A 19,305-nucleotide genomic window follows, 5' to 3' on the forward strand; every position below is an offset into this window, starting at 1 on the left:
GCGAAGAAGGCAGTCCCTCGACCTTAGGGGTTCTCGGCCGAAATGACTGCCCCCACGCTTACCTCACAGGGGCGGGCACGCCGCGCCCGCCCCCGGGGAACAACGTCAGACCTTCTCGACGTCCGACCACTCGACCTGGTTGAGCAGGTTGATGTGGACGTTCTTGACCTTCGTGGAATAGCCAGAGTTGTTCCGGTAGAAGTACACCGGGATGTAGGGCAGTTCCGCGTTGAGGATGTCGTCGGCCTGCTGGTAGAACTTCAGGCCTTCCTCGACGGTCGCGGCCTGGTCCCCCTGGGCGATCAGGTCGTCGAACTTCTTGTTCGAGTAACCGCCGTAGTTGGATCCGGTCGCGATGGCGCCCGTGCTGAAGATCGGCGACAGGTAGTTCTCCGCCGACGGGTAGTCGATGGCCCAGCCCATCCGGAACAGGCCCTTGTACTTCTTGCTGTCCAGCTCGTCCAGGATGCTGGCGAACTTCTCGAACGGCTTGGCGACCGCGTCGATGCCCAGGTTCGCCCGCAGGTTGTTGGCGACGGCCTCGATCCACTCCTTGTGCGGACCGTCGGCGTTGTAGCCGATTTCGAGCTTCTTGGGGCCGCCCGCGCTCTCGTAGAGCTTCTTGGCCTCGGCCGGGTTGTACGTGCAGGCCGCGCAGGCGCCCTGACGGTAACCGGCGATGGCCGGGTTGATGAAGTCGTCAGCCGGCGAGCGGGTGCCGGAGAAGACGGTCTCGGCGATGGTCTTGCGGTCGATGGCCATCGAGATGGCCTTGCGGATGTCGACCTTGTCCAGCTCGGCGTTGTACTTCAGCGGAACGCCGATGTAGCCGACGCCGGCGTCCGGCTGGTCCTGGTAGCGCTCGCCGAGGGTCGACTTGGCGGTGGCGATCGCGGCGGGGCCGAGCGAGTCGTGGATGTCGAGGTTGTCGGCCTGGAGGTCGTTGAAGGCCACGTCAGAGTCCGTGTAGAGCTTGAACTGGAGCTTGGTCCAGCCCGTCGGCTTCTTACCCGGGTACTTGTCGTAGACCGTCATGTCGATGCTCTGGTCGGTGCCCTTCTTGAAGGGCTTGTCCAGCTTGAACAGACCCTGTCCGATGGGCTGCTCGCCGTACGCCTGCGTCACCTTGCCGTCGGGGCCGAAGGCGGCCTTGGGCAGAGGGTAGAAGGCGGTGTAGCCGAGCATGACCTTGAACTGCGAGAACGGCGCGGTGAGCGTGACCTTCAGCGTCGAGTCGTCGATCGCCTCAAGGCCCTTCATGCCCTTGGCGGTGACCGGCTTGCCCTCACCCGGGTTCAGGTCGGCGAAGCCGTCGACACGGCCGAAGAAGTAACCGGCGCTCTGCGCGTTCTCCTGGTTGGCCGCGTAGTTCCACGCGTCCGCGTAGTTCTGAGCGATGAGCGGCTCGCCGTTGTGCCAGGTGTAACCTGACTTGAGCTTGATCGTCCAGACCTTCTGGTCATCGCTGGTGATCGACTCGGCAGCTGCCTCGACCGCGTTCTTGTTCTCGTCGTAGTTGACGAGCGGCTCGAACAACGCGGCCAGCGTCTCAGAACCCTCGGACTCCGTCGTGTTCGACGGGACCAAAAGCTCCTGGGGCTCACCGAGCTCCATGCGGACCGGCGTTTCTGCGCCGCCGCCCGCGGCAGTGCCGCTGTTGTCCGAGGCACCGCCGCCACACGCGGCAACCGCGAGGGCGAGCAGCGCGGTACCGGCGACGATCTGTGCGCCCTTAGTAACACGCATGGTGAAAGAAATTCCTCCCTCTACAGTGGGCGTAAGCGCTGAGCTGCGGTGATCGCGAGCAGCCTGACGGAGGGGTCCTGGTATCCCCCCGGATTTGGCTGACATGGTCAAACCAGCCGACGCCCTGCCAGTCGCTCGCGACTATCCCTTACTACTTGCCACCAGGAAGTCTCTGGCGCGTTGCAGTTCGGTCACACGTGCGCCTATCCCACGTCACGGACATTTCGCTCGAAGTAGATCAAACCGTACAAGTGATCCTCAACGGGTGTAGCCCGGGCGTGAACAGTCGATGAAAAATATCCCCTATCGCAGAGTGGTCGTGCCCTTGCCCCCACGCTCCGGCCGCCTGGGCTACGGTTGAGCAGGTCTTGACGCCACCTTGGAATCCGGTGTCCGAAGACTCCGCCCAACTGCCCGTCGCCAACCCGTGCGGCAGGCACCTCACCGACCGGGATCCAATAGAGTCCTTGCCATGAGCCAGCCGGAATCCGCTGTCGCGGACGCCCAGGCGGGCGGCCTGAGCGGGCAGGAGCCGCTGGCCAAGCTCGCCAAGAGATACGGACTTCGTCGCGCCATCGCGCGGCCGAGGTTCCCTGTCTACGTGCGCCAGCTATGGGAGCGCCGACACTTCATCCTGACGTACGCGACCTCGCGCAACGTCTCGAAATACTCCAACTCGGCCCTCGGCCAGCTCTGGCAGGTGCTGACGCCGCTGCTCAACGCGGCGATCTACTACGTGATGTTCGGCCTGATCCTGGGCGGCAAGGGCAACATCGAGAACTACCCCGCGTTCCTGCTGACCGGGATGTTCGTCTTCACCTACACGCAGCGCACCGTCACCGCGGGCGCCAAGTCGATCTCCGGCAACCTGTCGATGATCCGCGCCCTGCACTTCCCGAGGGCGGCGCTGCCGCTCGCCTACACGATCCAGGAGCTGCAGCAACTCGCCATCTCCATGGGCGTGCTGGTCGTGATCGTGGTCCTCACCGGCGAGTTCCCCACCTGGTTCTGGCTCATGATCCCGGTGGTGCTGATCCTGCAGACGCTGTTCAACGTCGGCGCGGCGCTGGTGATCGCCCGCATGGGCGCCTCCATGCGCGACCTCAACCAGTTGCTCCCGTTCATCACGCGCACGTGGCTCTACGCCTCGGGTGTGTTCTTCTCCATCCAGGAGAAAGTCGTCGGGAGCGCCGAGCTCCCGCAGTGGGTCGCCAACGTGATGTACCTCAACCCGGCGGCCTCCTACATCGAGTGGATGCGCGACATCCTCATCGGAAGCCACACGCCCCCGCCGATGGTGTGGCTGTCTTGCGTATTCTGGGCGGTGTTCGCACTCGGCTTCGGCTTCTGGTACTTCTGGCGGTCCGAGGAGAGGTACGGACGTGGCTGAACTGACCAAGGAGCTGTCACAGGTGAAGGGCGAGAAGCCCGCCGTCCCCGGTAAGGATGTGAGGGTGCATCCCAACCCGGAGCCTTCAGGCAAGCGGCCTCTTGACGTCCCCACGGGCACTCCCACCGTCATCGTCGACGACCTCCACATCGTCTACCGCGTCTACGGCGCGGCCTCGGAGTCGGAGAAGGGCAACGCGGTCAACGCCCTCACGCGCATTCTGCGGCGTCAGGGGCGTCCGCAGATGAAAGAGGTCCACGCGGTCAAGGGCGTGACCTTCGTGGCCTATCACGGCGACGCCATCGGCATCGTGGGGCGCAACGGCTCGGGCAAGTCCACGTTGCTGCGGGCCATCGCGGGCCTGCTGCCGCCCCACGAGGGCGCCGTCTACACCGACGGGCAGCCCTCGTTGCTGGGCGTGAACGCGGCGCTCATGCGTGATCTGACCGGTGAGCGCAACATCGTCCTCGGCTGTTACGCCATGGGCATGTCGCCGGCCGAGGTCCGGGAGAAATACCAGGAGATCGTCGACTTCTCCGGCATCGATGAGTTCGTCCAGCTGCCCATGTCCACCTACTCCTCCGGCATGGGCGCCCGCCTGCGGTTCGCCATCTCCTCCGCCAAGACCCACGACGTGCTGCTCATCGACGAGGCCCTGGCGACCGGCGACCGCGAGTTCCGCAAGAAGAGCGAGGCGCGCATCCGCCAGATCCGCGAGTCGGCCGGCACGGTCTTCCTGGTGGCCCACGACCTCAGGGTGATCGAGGAGACCTGCAACCGGGTCATCTGGCTGCACAAGGGCAAGATCAAGATGGACGGCGACCCCAAGGAAGTCATCGCCGCCTACAACAAGGGCTGATCCACCGCACGCCCGCACCGCAGGGTGCGGGTTTTTGCATGCCCGGATTCGATCTTGTGTGCGAAACTCCCGCGACGCGAGAGGCGAATGACTGACAACGAGCCGCGCGTTCCGATAGGATTCGAACGTCAATTCGATCCAAGGAAACGGCGATGGAGTGGGGGCGCGCGATGGTAGAGCTCTCAACCGCAATCGACCACCTGGCCACCGAGGACGTGGCCGACATCCCGCGAATGCAGCTAGCCGAGCAGCTTCTGGAGTTGCACTGGCAGATGGCCAGACTCCAGGCCCAGATAGGCCGCCGCACCGGCGTCCGCCTGCCCTGACCCGCCACCGTCGCCCCGAGCGCCCGCGGTGGCTTGCACGTGACGCCGCCGCCCTGAGCGCCTGCGGTGTGGCGGGCACGTGACGCCGCCGCCCTAGACCCCACGTGAAAGATCGGCCCGAAAAGGGGAAACACCGCCGGCCCGTGCCGGGCCGGCGGTGTGGCTCGTGCCGCGCCGCCGCCCTGCAGTGGCGGCGCGGTGCGACGAGCTCGTCCCGGGCGCGGGCGCGTCCGCCCGAGCCCGTCTGTGAGACCACCCGCTGACGCGGGACCTCGCCCCCACCCGCCTGTGCCCCGGGCGCTCGGCACCTGTGAGCGCTCCGTCGGCCTGCCGCGTCAGTGTGACGACGTCCCGGTCGGATGGGCCTCGTCCGAAGAGAGACCCGCCTGGGCCTCCGGTCGAGGGATGACACTCCGCCTGCGAGACGGATGGGGCGCGCGAACGGGACCGCCTCGTCGCCGTCATGGCCGGTGCCCGGGCGTCGGCACCTAGGACGCCCGCGAACCGTCATGCCGGCTCTGGCCGGCCGCGCTCTACAGCGCCTCCGGCGCGCCTAGTCGCGTGCCCAGGAGCCCCGCACCTTGCGGGTCAGCGACTCGGTGCTCCAGCCGAGGGCGGTCAGCACGTCGCTGTACCGGCCGACGGCCCTGGTCCCGTTGGCCTCGACGAAGCCGGAGCCGTCCTCGACGAGCGGAGCGAGCTCGTCCATGGAGGCGACCTGGGTGGTGCCGGGCAGCGCCTCGACGACGGGCGCCATCTCGACCGGCGCGACCCGGCCGACCATCGGGGCCAGCTCGCCGCTCGCGGAGCTCGGCAGCGCGTGCCTGGCGGCCTGGGTCAGCCCGGCCATGGTGGTCTCGGCCGCGAGGGACTCGAAGCCCTTGGTGGTGCCGTACATCACCCTGGTCGCGGTGGTGCTGGTGCCGGCGACACTGGCACCCGCCCCCGGCAGCAGGCTGCCGGACGACGCGGCGGGCTGTGCCATGCGGGCCGAGCCCAGCACCGGCAGCGACTCGGCCAGGCGCGCCTGGCCGAGGCCGAACCCGCCCAGGATCGGCTGGACCTCCCGGATCGGCATGCCGCCGCTGAGGGTGTCCTCGGCCCCGTTGGGCGTGCGGCCCTGGCCGGCCCGCTGCTGGGCCTCGCTGGCGCGGTCGCGCTCAAGCTCGGACATCTGGGCGCCCGGCTGGGCGCCCGCCTTCGCCTTGCCGCCGCCGAGCAGCCCGCCGAGCAGGCCGCCGCCGATCAGGCCCCCGAGGAGGCTGCCGATCGGGCTGCCTGCCGCGCCGGCGCCTCCGTCCTGAGGCGCGTACCTGGCGGTGTCGTATTGGACTTCCGCTTGAGCAGGCACGGCCAAAGCCGCCGCCAAGCCGAATACTGTGACGGCTACAGCCGTCTTGACTACTCGATTCATGATTGCCTTCCCGGCTCGTGATCGATCGCTCTCGAATGCGGTGGAAATGCGAATCGATAACCCCCGTATGCCGTGGCGGGCGCGCTATGGGCACCACACGAAGCGTGCCGTCACGGCTGAGCTACGCCAGCAGTTCTATCACTCGCTGTGAGTGGCCGCAGGCGCATGAATGCCCATGTAGCAGGGGTTTGCAGCTCGGTTACCGAGTAAAGGGAGAGCGTTGAGCGGGGAGACAAAACGGGAAATAGGCGGGTCTTGTTTCCAATAATGCGCGCACTCGCCGGGTGCGCTTACACGAACCCCGGCGGCCCGTGAACAAAGGGTCGCGAAAACAATTGTCACGGGCCTGGGGCGTAGATTTACCGGTCGCGGAGGACGCGCGTGACCGTTCGGAAGGGCGGCGCGGCCCGCGCTCAGACCGGAAGCAGCGCTTCGGCCGGCTCGAACGGGAAACGCTCGGCGAAGGCCGGGCGCAGATCGGTCAGCCATACCGCGGCCGGGTCGTAGCGGGCGAAGAACGGCCGCCCCACCAGTGACGGGTCACGCGCCTGGATGAAGTGGAGCACGAAGACCCGCTCCCCCGCGATCTCGGTGACGCCGTCGACGCACACCTTGCCCGGCGTGGCCGACATCGACGGCCCGCGCACCGTGCGGCAGAGCCCCGAGACGGTGGAGTAGGCGTCCCTGAAGATCTCGTACGCGCGCGCCAGCGGAACCGCGAAGTAGTCCTGTGGCCCGGTGTCGCGCTCCACGAACATGTAGTAGGGGATCATCCCCATCCGGTGCTGCCGCCGCCACATGTCCGACCACACGGCGGGATCGTCGTTGATGGATTTGATCACCGGCGCCTGCGTCCTGATCGTGGCCCCGCTGCCGAGGATGCGCTTGACCGCCGACTCCACCAGCGGCGACTCCAGCTCGCGCGGATGCGTGAAGTGCGCCATGAACGCGAGGTTCTTCCCGGCGTTCACCACCTCCTCGAACAGCCCGAGCGTGGCGTCCGCGTCGGGGTCGGTGGTGAAGCGCTGCGGCCAGTAGGCCAGCGCCTTGGTCCCGATCCTGATGGATTCGAGCTGCTCCAGCGCGAGCAGTGGCTCGATGTAGCGCCTGATGACGGTCTCGCCCATGATCATCGCATCGCCGCCGGTGATCAGGACGCTGGTGACCTCGGGGTGCGCGCGGATGTAGGCGACCAGCTGGCCGATGTCGTCGGAGGCGAACTTGAGGTCCGCGTCACCGACGAACTGCGCCCACCTGAAGCAGTAGGTGCAGTACGCGTGGCAGGTCTGCCCCTGCTTCGGGAAGAACAGGACCGTCTCGCCGTATTTGTGCTGCATGCCGGGGACCGGCTCATCGTCCATCTTCGGGACGTTGAGCTCCTTCTGGCCCGCGGGATGCGGGTTGAGCTGTGCCCGCACCCGGTTGGCCTCTGCCTGGATCTCGGCGTTCGGCGCCTCGGCCTTCAGCAGGTCGGCCAGTCTGGCGACGTCGGTGGCGGGCAGCATGTCCTCCTGAGGGAAGACAAGCCGGTAGATCGGGTCGTCGGGCGCGGCCGACCAGTCTATGAGTTCATCGACGACATAGGCGTTGGTGCGGAACGGCAGCACCGTGGCGACGGCGCGGACCTTCAGCCGTTCCTCGTTCCCAAGCCCCGCACGCTGCAGGAGCTCGTCGAGATGCTTGGACGTGAACGCCTTGAAGCGCCGCGTGCCAGCCTGGTTCAAGATCACTAGGCCTTTCCCATCTTTTTTGTTCGATCGGGTGTAAACCTCACGACCCTGTCGCGCGTCTACGGTCCTTAATACCCGGACGTGGTCAGGCGCGTCACTGGTTCCGCTGGGCTCCAAGTTTTCCTGGAGGTTTGCGACACTCGCGACATATCGTGAAGCCGCCTAGACTAACTTTTCGTGACAAACGATTCGGACCAGCGCGCCTCCGACGCCGACCGCGACCGCGTCGCCGCGGTGCTCGGCGAGGCACTCGCCACCGGAAGACTCACCAGCGTCGAGCACGCCGACCGGCTCGACGTCGCCTACACGGCGAAGACCGTCGGCGAGCTCGTCCCCATCACCCGGGATCTGCCCGAGGTGTCCGCGTCCCAGGTGCCCGCCGCCATCGGGCAGCAGGTCATCGACTCGAAGTTCAGCAAGATCGTCCGGAAGGGCCGGTGGGTGGCCTCCCGGCACACCAGGTTGTCGGCCCGGTTCGGGGCGCTCGTCATCGACCTGTCGGACGCGGTCCTGCCCGGACGCGAGATCACCATCGAGACGAACGCGTGGTTCAGCAAGATGATCGTACGCGTCCCCGACGACGCCCATGTGATCGATGAGGGCAGCTCCATGTTCGGCAAGCGCAACGTTACCGGCGGGTCCCAAGCGGATGGGCCGTTGATCCGGATCACGGGCACGTCCGCGTTCTCCAAGGTGATCGTGACCCGCGGCGTCGACGACTGGAACCTGCGCTGACCGACCCCTCATTCACGACCCGCCACCTCGCGGGCCCGCCCGGCGAACACGAACACCGGGCAGCGGGAATGGAACCCGCCCTCCAGGGAACCAACAGGGCCTACCCGCCGGTTAACCTGACACCTGCCTTGCCTGTGATGCGGACACACCGAGCCCGCGTTCCGGCCCAATGCCGTGGCGGCGGGCTCGATGCCGTACGAGGTGAGCATTGTCCGACAGCAGGCCCATCGCCCTCGACGCCATGGGCGGCGACCACGCACCGCACGAGATCGTGGCGGGCGCCGTGCACGCCGTGCGCGAACGCGGCCTGTCCGTCGTGCTCGTCGGCTCACCGCGCGTGCTCTATGAGGCACTGGCCGACCACGACGCCACCAAGGAGGTCCCGATCGTCCGGGCCGAGGAGGCCCTGGCGATGGACGAGGGCGCGCTGGCGAGCCTGCGCCGCCCCCGATCCAGCATCGCGATCGCCTGCCACCTCGTCCGCCGGGGCGACGCCGGCGCGGTCGTGTCGGCCGGCTCCACGGCGGGCATCGTGGCCACCGGCAGGCTCCGCCTCAAAGCCCAGCAAGGGGTGCTGAGACCGGCCATAGCCGTCGCCCTGCCCACCCATCCCCGGCCGACCCTGCTCCTCGACGCGGGCGCCAACGCCGAGTGCAAGCCGGAGATGCTGGTGCAGTTCGCCCACCTGGGCGTGGCCTACGCCGAGCTGGCCTACGGCATCGAGGCCCCGAAGGTCGGCCTGCTCACCATCGGCAGCGAGGCGGAGAAGGGCAACAAGCTGGTCAAACGCGCCCACGAGCTGCTGGAGGGCTCCCCCGGCCTCGCCTTCGCCGGCAACGTCGAGGGCCACGACCTGCTGACCGGCAAGGTCGACGTGATCACCACCGACGGGTTCACCGGCAACGTGGCGTTGAAGACCATGGAGGGCGCGGTCCGCTACGCGTTCAGCGAGCTGCGGGAGACGATCAGCGAGAGCGCGCTGGCCAGGCTCGGCGCCGCCATGCAGCGCTCGCGCCTGCGGGAGTTGCGCCGCCGCCTCGACGCCGAGGCGTACGGCGGCGCGGTCCTGCTCGGCCTGAACGGCACCGTGGTGATCGCCCACGGCTCCTCCAAGGCCCTGGCGATCAGCGCCGCCTGCCGGCTCGCGGCCGACCTCACGTCGGACGGCATCGTGTCCGGAATCGCCGAGAGAGTCGCGGCCACACATCGCTCACACAGGCTGTGGTGAGCCCATAGGGTGTGAGACCTGATCCACAGAAACAGGGGGTTATGTGGACGGGCTCACCTCGGTGGCGCATGGGCTGACTTCGACGCAGGTGAGGGGAGCGAAGGCCAACGAGGTTCCGCGGCGGTCGAGCAGGTCGCTGAGCGCGATCATCAGGTCGAACGTCTTCACCCTGTTCAATCTGGTCATCGGCGCGCTGTGGGCGCTGATCCTGATCTTCGGTGAGTGGCAGGACGGCCTGTTCGGGCTGATCATCGTGGCCAACGCGTTGATCGGCATCGTCCAGGAGCTGCGGGCCAAGCGCACCCTCGACAAGCTCGCGGTCCTCAACGAGGCTCCGGTCCGGGTCCGGCGCGACGGCGCGGAACGGCTGGTCGAGCCCCGGCGGGTAGTTCAGGGCGATCTGGTCCTGCTCGGCCCCGGTGACCGCCTGCTGGTCGACGGCGAGGTGACCGAGTCCGCCGGGCTGGAGGTGGACGAGTCGCTGCTGACCGGCGAGGCCGATCCCGTGCACAAGCGGCCGGGTGACCGGGTCCTGTCGGGCAGCTTCGCGGTGGCGGGCTCGGGCGCGTTCGTGGCCACGAAGGTCGGCACCGACGCGTACGCCGTCAAACTCGCCGAAGAGGCCAGCAAGTTTCACCTCGCCCACTCCGAGCTGCGCGAAGGCGTGGCCCGCTTCATCAAGTACATCACCTGGCTGGTCATCCCGATCGGCGCTCTGCTGATCTACAGCCAGCTGCACAACTCGGCCGACTTCCGCACCGCGCTGACCGGCGCCGTCGCCGGCATCGTCACCATGATCCCGGAGGGTCTGGTGCTGATGACCTCGATCGCGTTCGCCGTCGGCGTCGTCCGCCTCGGCCGGCGCCGGTGCCTGGTGCAGGAGCTGCCCGCGATCGAGGGCCTGGCCCGGGTGAACGTGCTCTGCCTCGACAAGACGGGCACCCTCACGGCCGGCGGGATGGACCTCGACCAGGTGCTGCCGCTCCGCGACGGCCAGCCGGTCGACGCCGCGCTGGCCGCCCTGGCGCACCTCGACCACCGGCCGAACGCCACCGCCCAGGCCGTCCGCGACCGCTATCCCGAAACAGGTGACGGGTGGACGGCCGGCGAGACGGTGCCGTTCTCCTCGGCGCGCAAGTGGAGCGGCGCCGACTTCGGCGCGCGGGGCGTCTGGGTGCTGGGCGCCCCCGACGTGCTGCTCGACGGCGGCGACGGCTACGACAGGGCCGCCGGGCTGGCCGGCGATGGGGCCCGCGTGCTGGTGTTGTGCCGTACCGGCAGTCTGTCGTCGCCCGGCGGGGAGGCGGTCGGCGGGGAGGCGGCGATGGAGGCGGTCGCGCTCGTGACGTTCAAGCAGCGCGTCAGACCCGACGCGCGGCAGACCCTGCGCTACTTCGCCGAGCAGGGCGTGACGATCAAGGTCATCTCCGGCGACAACCCCGCCGCCGTCTCGGCGATCGCCACGAGCCTGGGGATCCCGGGCGGCGACCGTTCGATAGACGCCAGGACCCTGCTGGACGACGACCAGGCGCGGCTCGGCGAGCTGCTCGACACCCACACCGTCTTCGGCCGGGTCAGCCCGCGGCAGAAGCGCCAGTTCGTCACGGCGCTGCAGGCGCGCGGCCACACCGTGGCCATGACCGGCGACGGCGTCAACGACGTACTCGCGCTCAAGGACGCCGACCTGGGCATCGCGATGGGCACGGGCAGCCCGGCCACCAAGGCGGTCGCGCAGGTGGTGCTGCTGGACAACACGTTCGCCGCGCTGCCGCACGTCATGAGCGAGGGCCGCCGGGTGCTCGCCAACATCGAACGCGTCTCCCACCTGTTCCTCACCAAGACCTTCTACGCGATCGTGTTGTCGCTGGTCGTCGGCGTCGCCGGGGTGATGTTCCCGTTCGCGCCCCGCCACTCCACCCTGACGAACGCCCTCACCATCGGCATCCCCGCCCTCTTCCTCGCGCTCGCGCCCACGCTCGAACGCTCGCGGCCGGGGTTCGTCCGCCGGGTGTTGCGCTTCGCCGTGCCCGCGGGGGTGTTGTGCGCGGGGGCGGTGCTGCTGTCGTTCCGCGTCGCGCACCACGGCGCCTCCAGCCTCGTCGAGGACCAGACGTCGGCCGTGATCACGCTCTTCCTGACCACCTGGTGGGTGCTCGTGCTGATCGCGGCACCCCTCACCTGGTCGCGCGTGGCTCTGGTCGGCGCCATGGCGGCGCTGTTCGCCGGCGGCCTGGCGCTGCCGTTCGTCCGGACCTTCTTCGCGCTCGCACCGGGCGACCTCGGCAAGGATCTGACCGCCGTCGGCATCTCGATCGTGGGTGCCGCGGCGATCAGCATCGCGGTCAAGCTCGCCGGTACTCTTAGAACATGACCGACCCGCAGATAGTGCTCACCGAGCGCGTCCAGCAGGCGCTGGCACACGCGTTCGGCTCCGAGCACGCCGACGCAGATCCGCTGATCCGGCCGTCCCAGTTCGCCGACTTCCAGGCGAACGTCGCGATGAGCCTGGCCAAGCGCCTGCGACGGTCCCCGCGGGAGGTCGCCGAGGCCATCAAGGCGGAGCTGTCGGACTTTCCCGGCACGGTGGAGGTCAGCGGCCCCGGCTTCCTCAACATCAGCCTCGACGACTCGTGGATCGCCACCGAGGCGCAGCGCATGCGGAGCGACCCGCGGCTCGGCGTCGGCTCGATCACGCCGTCGCAGACCGTGGTGATCGACTACTCCGCGCCCAACGCGGCCAAGGAGATGCACGTCGGCCACCTGCGCACGACGATCGTCGGCGACTCGCTGGCCCGCCTGCACGAGCACCTGGGCAACACCGTGATCAGGCAGAACCACCTGGGCGACTGGGGCACGCCGTTCGGCATGCTCATCGAGCACCTGCTCGACATCGGCGAGGAGGCCGCGGTCGCGCAGCTCGAAGCCGGCCTGGGCACGGAGTTCTACCAGGCGGCGCGGGCCAAGTTCGACGGCGACGAAGACTTCAAGCTGCGGGCCCGCGTCCGGGTGACCACGCTGCAGTCGGGCGACCCCGCCACGATGCGGCTCTGGCACGTGTTCATGGACGCCACCGTCCGCTACTTCAACAAGGTCTACTCCCTGCTCGGCGTGACGCTGACCGACGCCGACATCGCCGGCGAGAGCATGTACAACCCCATGCTCGAGAAGACCTGCGACGACCTGGAGTCCTCCGGGGTGGCGGTGCACAGCGAGGGCGCGCTCTGCCTGTTCCCGCCCGGGTTCACCGGCTCCGACGACAAGCCGCTGCCGCTCATCATCAGGAAGAGCGACGGCGGCTACGGTTACGCCTCCACCGACATGGCGGCGATCCGCTACCGCGTCCACGACCTCAAGACCGACCGCATCCTCTACGTCGTGGGCGCCGACCAGGCGCTGCACTTCCGGATGGTCTTCGCCGCCGCGCAGATGTCCGGCTGGCTGCCCGACACGGTGTCGGCCGAGCACGTCCAGATCGGCATGATGCTGGGCAAGGACGGCCGCCGGTTCAAGACGCGCTCCGGCGAGTCCGTCAAGCTGATGGAGCTGCTGCAGGAGGCCGTCGACCGGGCCACGGCGGCGATCGCCGACCGGGGCTACGACGAGGCCACCATGAAGGAGATCGCGCACGCCGTCGGCATGGGCGCGGTCAAATATGCCGATCTGTCGGTCAGCCACGACAGCGAGTACGTCTTCGACTACGACCGCATGCTGGGCTTCACCGGCAACACCGGCCCTTACATGCAGTACGCGACCGCGCGGATCGGCTCCATCTTCCGCAAGGCGGAGATCGAGCCCTCGTCCGCCACGGGGCCGATCCTGCCGGGCGAGCCCGCCGAGCGAGCGCTGGCCCTCCACCTGCTGGGTTTCGGCACCCTCGTCGAGCAGGTGACGGCCCAGTCGGAGCCGCACCGGCTCTGCGCCTTCCTGTTCGAGACCGCGAGCCTGTTCAGCACGTTCTACGAGCAGTGTCCCGTGCTCAAGCCGGACGTGCCCGCGCAGACGAGGCAGTCGCGGCTGGCCCTCTGCGCGCTCACCCAGCACGTGCTGCGGACCGGCCTCGACCTTCTGGGCGTCCCTGTCCCCGAGCGCATGTAACAGGCAGTTGACTCAAAGTCTCCCGTTCCGTCATGGGCGCGCCTCCCCCCGGTTGGCGCGCCCCAACGGTTAGGCTTTACGCGGTCATGAATGAGGCCGAAATGGGGGAGTTCTCTGCCTTGAGCACGGACCTGACTGCGAGCCCCCACGTGGCGACGGAGTTGCACCGCTATGCCGAGGCGCTGCTGGCTCACCTCGCCGCCAAGGACACCGCACCTCCCGCCGCCCCGGGCTTCAGCGACATACCCGGCAACTGGCTGCCCCCGGCCGTCGAAGCACTGGTGGCCATCCTCACCGGCGACGACCCACTCGATCCGCTGAGCAGAGCGGCAGGTCGCGACCAGCAGCGGACCGCGCTCTTCCTCTGCCTGGCCCTCGCCGTGTCCGGGCAGGGCAGCCGCATCCACGCCTCCTGGCTGGGCACGGCCTTCGGCGAGTTGTCATTCGAGCAGCCGGTCACCCACGGCCAGCGCTCGCTCTGGCTGGCCGCCGCCAGAGGCGCCTACGGCCCCGCCGGCAAGATCTTCGTGCTGCGCAAGCTCGACGTGCTGGCCGTGCAGGAGCATGCCGACCCGGGGCAGTGGGTGCAGGCTCTCGTCCCGGGTGAGCCGTCGGTCGTCGTGCCGCCGTCCCTGGCCGACTTCCCGGAAATGGCCGAAATTCCGGACCTGGCCAAGCCCGCCGTGGCGGCCGCCCGGCTGGCGCGGCTGCGCGGGCGGTGCGCGGAGATCACCTCGACGCGCCAGGCCGAGAACGACTCCGCCGCGCCGCTCGACAACAGCTCCGGCAGCCCCGCCACCACCTGGGCCGAGGACGAGCCGCTCGCCGTCCTCCGCTCACTGATCGGCCTGAGCGGTCCGGCCGGGCCGATGGCCTCGCTCAGCACGTACCTGCTCGACGACCTGCGTCCGGGCGCCGACCCGCACCTGGCGGCGATCGCTCTGCACGTGGCGGCGCCGATCCTGCGGGGCGTGGCCGAAGAACTCGAAGCCGACAGCGGCCTGGCGCCGCCCGCCACGCTCACGGTGCCCCTGCTCGGCCACCGCATCCACCTGCGCCCCGAGGGGCCAGACGAGTCCTCGCTGGCCACGGCGGAGGAGGCCATCCTCACGGAGGGCGTCGTGCCGCGCGGCCGCCCGTGGGCCGCCATGGTGCTCATCGTGGTGGGCGTCGCCTGCCTGCTCGGCGCGGCGTTCACCGGCATCGTCCTGCCGGCTGCGGCGGGAGTGGCCATGATGGGCCTGGCCGGCTGGCAGCTCTGGCAGCGCCGCAAGCTCGTCGAAGCCGACGCCCAATACGTGGCCGCTCAGGTCAGCGAGCTGAAGGAGCTGGCCGAGGGAGCGGTGTGGGCCATGCACGCCTACGCCCGCGAATCCGACGCGCGCGCGAAGCAGGCCGCCGAGGACGCGACCGAGCTGGCCCGCCTCATCCGCCGGGGGCCGCGCGCCGCCTGACCACCCTCGGCCCAGCCCCCTAGCGATCACACACTGTCAGCACTTGCCTCGTGGGCCCTACACCCAGGATGCCGACACGTGAACGCCTTCCAGAGCCTCGTGCTCACGGGGCGTCGACACCTACGCTCCTCCGCGCCTCGTGCTCACGGGGCATCGACACCTACGCACCCCCGGGCCTCGTGCTCACCACGTGCAGACGCCAGAGCAGCCCGCGGCCTCTCACTGGAACGGACTTGTCGGCGGTTGAGCGGCTTCGGCCCTCTTGGCGATCGGCCATTTCCGGCCGAGCCTGCGGATAACCGGCCACTCGCACTGCGCTGACACGGCACTGGCCACCAACCCCTGGCCACCAACCCCTGGCCCCCGGCCGCGGGCCTCCTGGTCCCGGCTTCGGGGTGACGGTGCGACGTCTTGAACGCCCGAAGCCTGGACCGGAAATGACCATCTGGAGTGCCCGCCTGCGCCAAGCTGCTGGGCCGAGCGCTTGGGCTGAACGGTTGGAACCTTCGGAACTAGGACTTGCACCCCGGACCGGCCCGAACCACCCGTAGCTGGGTGGGACGACCGCATCCGGCTAGAACGACGCGTAACCTAACCTGGCACAGGACCTACCTCAGACCGCGGCACGAACGGCTCCGGCCTCGAGACGATCCTCGCTCAGCTGGTCTCGATCTCCACGTGAGCCGGCGCGAGCAGGAAGACGCGTTCGGCGATGCGCTCGATCCGCCCTTCACACCCGAATGCCAGCCCAGCGGCGAAGTCGACCATCCTGGTCGCCTCAGGCATAGCCATGCCCGTGACGTCCATGATCACCGTCTGGCCGTCACGGAAGTGCCGACCGATCAACGGTGCGTCGTTGTACTTGAGCGGCTGAACCATCACGATCCGTGACGAGTCGACGTTCGCGCGCCACCGCTTGGCAGCCCGCTCGGTCGCGGGGACGTACTCGTCCTCGTAGTTCTCGTCGTCGTCGTAACCCTCGTCGTAGTGATCGACCCCGCTCAGGCCAAGGTAGCTCACCACCTTGCGCACTGCCCCCATCGGCTTGTCCTTTCCTCAGGAACTCACCGTAATCGGCACGTCCCTACACATTGGACGGTAACCGACGATTCCGCATTCGCCACGCGACACGCCCAGCCCTAATTCCATTTTGTACGGCTTGCAACCCGCTTGCATCTGGATATCCGCCCCCCGTATAGCATCGGCCACATGCGCCTCTTCACTGTGGACGCCTTCACCGACACGGTTTTCAAGGGTAATCCCGCAGCGGTCTGCCTGCTGGACTCTCCGGCTAACGAGCGGTGGATGCAGAGCGTAGCGACCGAGATGAACCTCTCTGAGACCGCCTTCCTCCTAGAAGATTCCCTCCGCTGGTTCACGCCGGCGGTCGAAGTCACTCTCTGTGGTCACGCCACGCTCGCGACCGCCCACGTCCTCTATTCGACGGGCGCGGCGTCAGGGCAGCTCGAATTCCGCACGGCCAGCGGCACGCTTACCGTGAATCGCCGATCCGACGACATGATCACAATGGATTTCCCGGCCAAGGACGTGACGCGGGTCCCCGTTCCCGAAGGCTTGGAGAAAGCACTCGGCGCCACCCCGGTGCAAGTCGGAAAAAGCCACCTTGACCTGCTGGTGGAGCTGGACTCCGAGGAAACGGTACGGTCGCTGACCCCCAATATCAACGCGCTGGCCGCCGTTGGCGCGAGAGGTGTCATCGTCACCGCACAAGGCACCGAGACGGACTTCGTGTCCCGTTTCTTCGCCCCGAATGTCGGCGTACCGGAGGACCCGGTCACGGGCTCCGCCCACTGTGCCCTCGCCCCGTACTGGTCGGCCCGCCTGGGCAGCGCCTCCCTGACGGGCGCTCAACTCTCGGCCAGAGGCGGACTCGTCCACGTGACCCACGACGGCGACCGGGTACACCTCGCCGGCCGGGCTGTAACCATCCTGTCGGGCACCCTGGAAATCTAGAGTGCGATCCCGAAAGGGATCGACCGTTCACCACCCGCGACGATCGGCTCCGCGACCACATTGCAGCAGGGCCAACTCGTCGTAACAGCTGGCAAGCGCGGTTCTCATGCATCACCACAAGGGCGCCCTGGCCCCGCTCGACGGCCAGGTGTACCTTCGAGGCGAACCCGCCACACCCCCGATCAAGCAGACGTGCTGCCGATCCCACGGCCTCTCCCTCATGCGGCTGCTCCCTCGCCCGATTACTTCCTCCGCCCGACTGCTTCCCACCACTCGGCTGCCCACACCACCTGGCTACTTCCCATCGCCCGGCTGCCAGCCTCGCCCAGTCGCGGCCTCGACCCGGCTGACCCCTCACCCGGCTGCTTCCCACCGTCCGGCTGGCCGCCTCGTTGCCGCCTCCGCCAGGCTGCCCACCTCGCCCAGCCGCTGCAACCGTCCGGCTGACCGCTTCGCCCGGCTGCTTCCCACCATCCGGTGGCGATCTTCGCCCGGCGTGCCTGCCCCGACCGGGATGGGCCCATCGGCTTCCCGCCTTCGCCCGCGCCCTCCTGTTGCGCACCGGCCTTCTTGACCTGCCCGACCTCGCGCTGACGCACCCGAGGCACGGGTGGGCGCCACCACCAGATCCCGCGCTCCACGGCCGAGCCAAGTCATACACGTGCAACCGGAAAGGCGATCCACACGATGAAGCGCTACATCCTCACCGGCACCCCAGGCGCCGGCAAGACCACCATCCTGCGCCACCTCGCGACCCTCGGATACGCGACGGTCGAGGAGGCTGCCACTGCGGTCATCACGGCCGAGCAGGCCGGCGGCGACACCGAGCCGTGGACCCGGCCGTCCTTCCTCGACGAAGTCGTGGCCGCGCAACGACGGCGACAACAGGCCATCCGCAATGCACCGCAGGTGCAGTTCTTCGACCGCTCGCCTGTCTGCACCCACGCCCTCGGCACCTATTTGGGGCTATCGATCCCCCCGGCCCTGTCCGCCGAAATCGAAAGGATCACGAGCGAGCAGATCTATGACCGGCACGTGTTCTTCATCCGTAATCTCGGCTTCTGCGAACCGACCGCAGCCCGCACAATCACTTTCGAAGACTCCCTCACCTTCGAACACATCCACGAGCAGACCTACCGCTCTTTCGGCTACCAACTCATCGACATCCCGGCGGCGCCACTGCCCGAACGAGTGACCATGATCCGCACCACGATCTCCCGCCTTGCGAACCCCTGATCCAAGCGCACCACCATCACCGACCAGGCACACCGAACTCTCCCTGGAAGGAGCCCTGCGCACCGCGTGCTTCGCCACCTACGGCGGCGCCGAGCTGGGAGAAGTCCAAGTGACCGCTCGGGCCATCGGCGAGGCGGACGAGACCGCCTGGCACCGCGAGTGGAAGGCCACCGCTACCCGGGTGCACGAACTCGGCACCCGCTCACTGGCGGCAGGCCACCGCATCAGCGCCCGCGAAGCGCTACCGCGTGCCTCCAACTGCCACCGCACCGCCGAGTTCTACCTGCGCGACGATCCTTTCAACGACCCCGATGCCAAAGAACTGTCCGCGCTCGCCCGCGACACCTTCGCCACCGCAGCCGGCTTGATGGACACCCCGATCGAGACCATCGCCATCCTGTACGAGAACACCACCCTGCCGGGATACCTGTTACTGGTCGACGACACCGGGACCCCGCGCCTGACCGTGGTGTTCACCAGCAGCTTCGACTCCATCCTGGAGGAGGCATACTTCGCCGTCGCGGCCGCGGCGCTGCGCCGCGGCTACATCTGCCTGGCCTACGACGGCCCCGGCCAGGGCGCCGAGTTCCGCGAGCAGCACCTGTTCTTCCGCCCCGACTGGGAAGCGGTCATCACCTCCGTCGTCGACTACGCGCTGACCCGCCCCGAGATCGACGTCGATCGCATGATCCTGCACGGCTACAGCCTTGGCGGGTTCCTCGTTGCCCGCGCTGCCGCCGTGGAGCACCGCGCCGCCGCCTTGGTCCTGGACGACGGCCTGTTCAGCTACCACGACGCCAACCTGCGCTCCATGCCGCCCTTCCTGGCCTCGTGGGCGCAGAAAGGGCCCCGCGCAGTGCGTAGAGCCCTTCCCCCCGGAAAACAGAAAGGGCCCAGCGCGGTGCGCGGGCCCTGTCCAAGGAAAAGCAAAAGCAAAAGCAAAAGGGCCCCACACCGTATGTGGAGCCCCATCCTGTCTGCGCGCATGCGGAAAGGGCCCGACGTGTGAACGTCGAGCCCTTTCCAGAAAAATTGTCCGGCGGTGACCTACTCTCCCACACCCTCCCGAGTGCAGTACCATCGGCGCTGGGAAGCTTAACTTCCGGGTTCGGAATGTA

15 protein-coding genes and 1 rRNA gene are annotated in these 19,305 nt (G+C 68.3%); 11 read left to right on the plus strand and 5 right to left on the minus strand.

The window, feature by feature from the left end; genetic code table 11:
• Window positions 1-105: 105 nt before the first annotated feature.
• Window positions 106-1,746 (minus strand): peptide ABC transporter substrate-binding protein, encoded by a 1,641-nt coding sequence (locus ACWD0F_RS49320; RefSeq protein ID WP_449889708.1) that lies wholly within the window; start codon window positions 1,744-1,746, stop codon window positions 106-108.
• Window positions 1,747-2,218: 472 nt separating this feature from the next.
• Between ACWD0F_RS49320 and ACWD0F_RS49325 the strand changes: the two genes are divergently transcribed.
• The 3 genes from ACWD0F_RS49325 to ACWD0F_RS49335 all read left to right on the plus strand — a co-directional run bounded on the left by ACWD0F_RS49325 (window position 2,219) and on the right by ACWD0F_RS49335 (window position 4,321).
• Entirely contained in the window at window positions 2,219-3,136 is a 918-nt protein-coding gene (locus tag ACWD0F_RS49325) for an ABC transporter permease (protein ID WP_449889710.1), read from the plus strand.
• Window positions 3,129-3,995 (plus strand): ABC transporter ATP-binding protein, encoded by an 867-nt coding sequence (locus ACWD0F_RS49330; RefSeq protein WP_449889712.1) that lies wholly within the window; start codon window positions 3,129-3,131, stop codon window positions 3,993-3,995. The genes ACWD0F_RS49325 and ACWD0F_RS49330 overlap by 8 nt, the downstream gene beginning before the upstream one ends.
• A gap of 170 nt (window positions 3,996-4,165) precedes the next feature.
• Window positions 4,166-4,321 carry a hypothetical protein gene (locus tag ACWD0F_RS49335; protein ID WP_449889714.1) on the plus strand — a complete coding sequence of 52 codons (156 nt, stop codon included), beginning with the start codon at window positions 4,166-4,168 and terminating at the stop codon, window positions 4,319-4,321.
• 553 nt (window positions 4,322-4,874) lie between these two features.
• Here ACWD0F_RS49335 and ACWD0F_RS49340 read toward each other — a convergent pair.
• Together ACWD0F_RS49340 and ACWD0F_RS49345 are read right to left on the minus strand one after the other, a co-directional pair.
• Window positions 4,875-5,672 (minus strand): hypothetical protein, encoded by a 798-nt coding sequence (locus ACWD0F_RS49340; RefSeq protein ID WP_449889715.1) that lies wholly within the window; start codon window positions 5,670-5,672, stop codon window positions 4,875-4,877.
• 476 nt (window positions 5,673-6,148) lie between these two features.
• A complete protein-coding gene (locus ACWD0F_RS49345; RefSeq protein WP_449889716.1) occupies window positions 6,149-7,465 on the minus strand; it encodes a KamA family radical SAM protein in 1,317 nt (438 codons plus the stop codon).
• Between the two features lie 177 nt (window positions 7,466-7,642).
• Here ACWD0F_RS49345 and ACWD0F_RS49350 point away from each other — a divergent pair, with 177 nt between their 5' ends.
• The 5 genes from ACWD0F_RS49350 (at window position 7,643) to ACWD0F_RS49370 (ending at window position 14,977) form a co-directional block, all read left to right on the plus strand.
• Window positions 7,643-8,200 carry a DUF1707 SHOCT-like domain-containing protein gene (locus tag ACWD0F_RS49350; RefSeq protein WP_449889718.1) on the plus strand — a complete coding sequence of 186 codons (558 nt, stop codon included), beginning with the start codon at window positions 7,643-7,645 and terminating at the stop codon, window positions 8,198-8,200.
• A 208-nt stretch (window positions 8,201-8,408) separates the two neighbouring features.
• Window positions 8,409-9,428, plus strand: a complete 1,020-nt coding sequence (gene plsX / locus ACWD0F_RS49355; protein WP_449889719.1) for a phosphate acyltransferase PlsX — start codon at window positions 8,409-8,411, stop codon at window positions 9,426-9,428.
• 88 nt (window positions 9,429-9,516) lie between these two features.
• A complete protein-coding gene (locus ACWD0F_RS49360) occupies window positions 9,517-11,799 on the plus strand; it encodes an HAD-IC family P-type ATPase (protein ID WP_449889721.1) in 2,283 nt (760 codons plus the stop codon).
• Window positions 11,796-13,523 carry an arginine--tRNA ligase gene (gene argS / locus ACWD0F_RS49365; RefSeq protein WP_449889723.1) on the plus strand — a complete coding sequence of 576 codons (1,728 nt, stop codon included), beginning with the start codon at window positions 11,796-11,798 and terminating at the stop codon, window positions 13,521-13,523. The genes ACWD0F_RS49360 and argS overlap by 4 nt, the downstream gene beginning before the upstream one ends.
• Window positions 13,524-13,642: 119 nt before the next feature.
• A complete protein-coding gene (locus ACWD0F_RS49370) occupies window positions 13,643-14,977 on the plus strand; it encodes a hypothetical protein (protein WP_449889725.1) in 1,335 nt (444 codons plus the stop codon).
• Window positions 14,978-15,634: 657 nt separating this feature from the next.
• Here the strand turns inward: ACWD0F_RS49370 and ACWD0F_RS49375 are convergent.
• Window positions 15,635-16,018 (minus strand): cell division protein SepF, encoded by a 384-nt coding sequence (locus ACWD0F_RS49375; RefSeq protein WP_449889727.1) that lies wholly within the window; start codon window positions 16,016-16,018, stop codon window positions 15,635-15,637.
• Between the two features lie 168 nt (window positions 16,019-16,186).
• Between ACWD0F_RS49375 and ACWD0F_RS49380 the strand changes: the two genes are divergently transcribed.
• The 3 genes from ACWD0F_RS49380 (at window position 16,187) to ACWD0F_RS49390 (ending at window position 19,196) form a co-directional block, all read left to right on the plus strand.
• The gene (locus ACWD0F_RS49380; protein WP_449889729.1) at window positions 16,187-16,951 is read left to right on the plus strand and encodes a PhzF family phenazine biosynthesis protein; all 765 of its coding nucleotides are present in this window, start codon (window positions 16,187-16,189) and stop codon (window positions 16,949-16,951) included.
• Between the two features lie 687 nt (window positions 16,952-17,638).
• Window positions 17,639-18,187 (plus strand): AAA family ATPase, encoded by a 549-nt coding sequence (locus ACWD0F_RS49385; protein WP_449889730.1) that lies wholly within the window; start codon window positions 17,639-17,641, stop codon window positions 18,185-18,187.
• A 109-nt stretch (window positions 18,188-18,296) separates the two neighbouring features.
• Entirely contained in the window at window positions 18,297-19,196 is a 900-nt protein-coding gene (locus ACWD0F_RS49390; RefSeq protein ID WP_449889731.1) for an alpha/beta hydrolase family protein, read from the plus strand.
• Window positions 19,197-19,221: 25 nt separating this feature from the next.
• On the opposite strand, the gene rrf is transcribed toward ACWD0F_RS49390, so the two are convergent.
• A 5S ribosomal RNA gene (gene rrf, locus ACWD0F_RS49395) occupies window positions 19,222-19,305 on the minus strand; the annotation flags it as partial.

Source organism: Nonomuraea sp. NPDC002799 (assembly GCF_053592075.1).

Excerpts from the sequence above, each read along its gene's own strand:
- ACWD0F_RS49320 (WP_449889708.1), bottom strand. The coding sequence starts at position 1,746 with ATGCGTGTTACTAAGGGCGCACAGATCGTCGCCGGTACCGCGCTGCTC.
- ACWD0F_RS49325 (WP_449889710.1), top strand. The coding sequence starts at position 2,219 with ATGAGCCAGCCGGAATCCGCTGTCGCGGACGCCCAGGCGGGCGGCCTG.
- ACWD0F_RS49335 (WP_449889714.1), top strand. The coding sequence starts at position 4,166 with ATGGTAGAGCTCTCAACCGCAATCGACCACCTGGCCACCGAGGACGTG.
- argS (WP_449889723.1), top strand. The coding sequence starts at position 11,796 with ATGACCGACCCGCAGATAGTGCTCACCGAGCGCGTCCAGCAGGCGCTG.
- ACWD0F_RS49375 (WP_449889727.1), bottom strand. The coding sequence starts at position 16,018 with ATGGGGGCAGTGCGCAAGGTGGTGAGCTACCTTGGCCTGAGCGGGGTC.
- ACWD0F_RS49380 (WP_449889729.1), top strand. The coding sequence starts at position 16,187 with ATGCGCCTCTTCACTGTGGACGCCTTCACCGACACGGTTTTCAAGGGT.
- ACWD0F_RS49385 (WP_449889730.1), top strand. The coding sequence starts at position 17,639 with ATGAAGCGCTACATCCTCACCGGCACCCCAGGCGCCGGCAAGACCACC.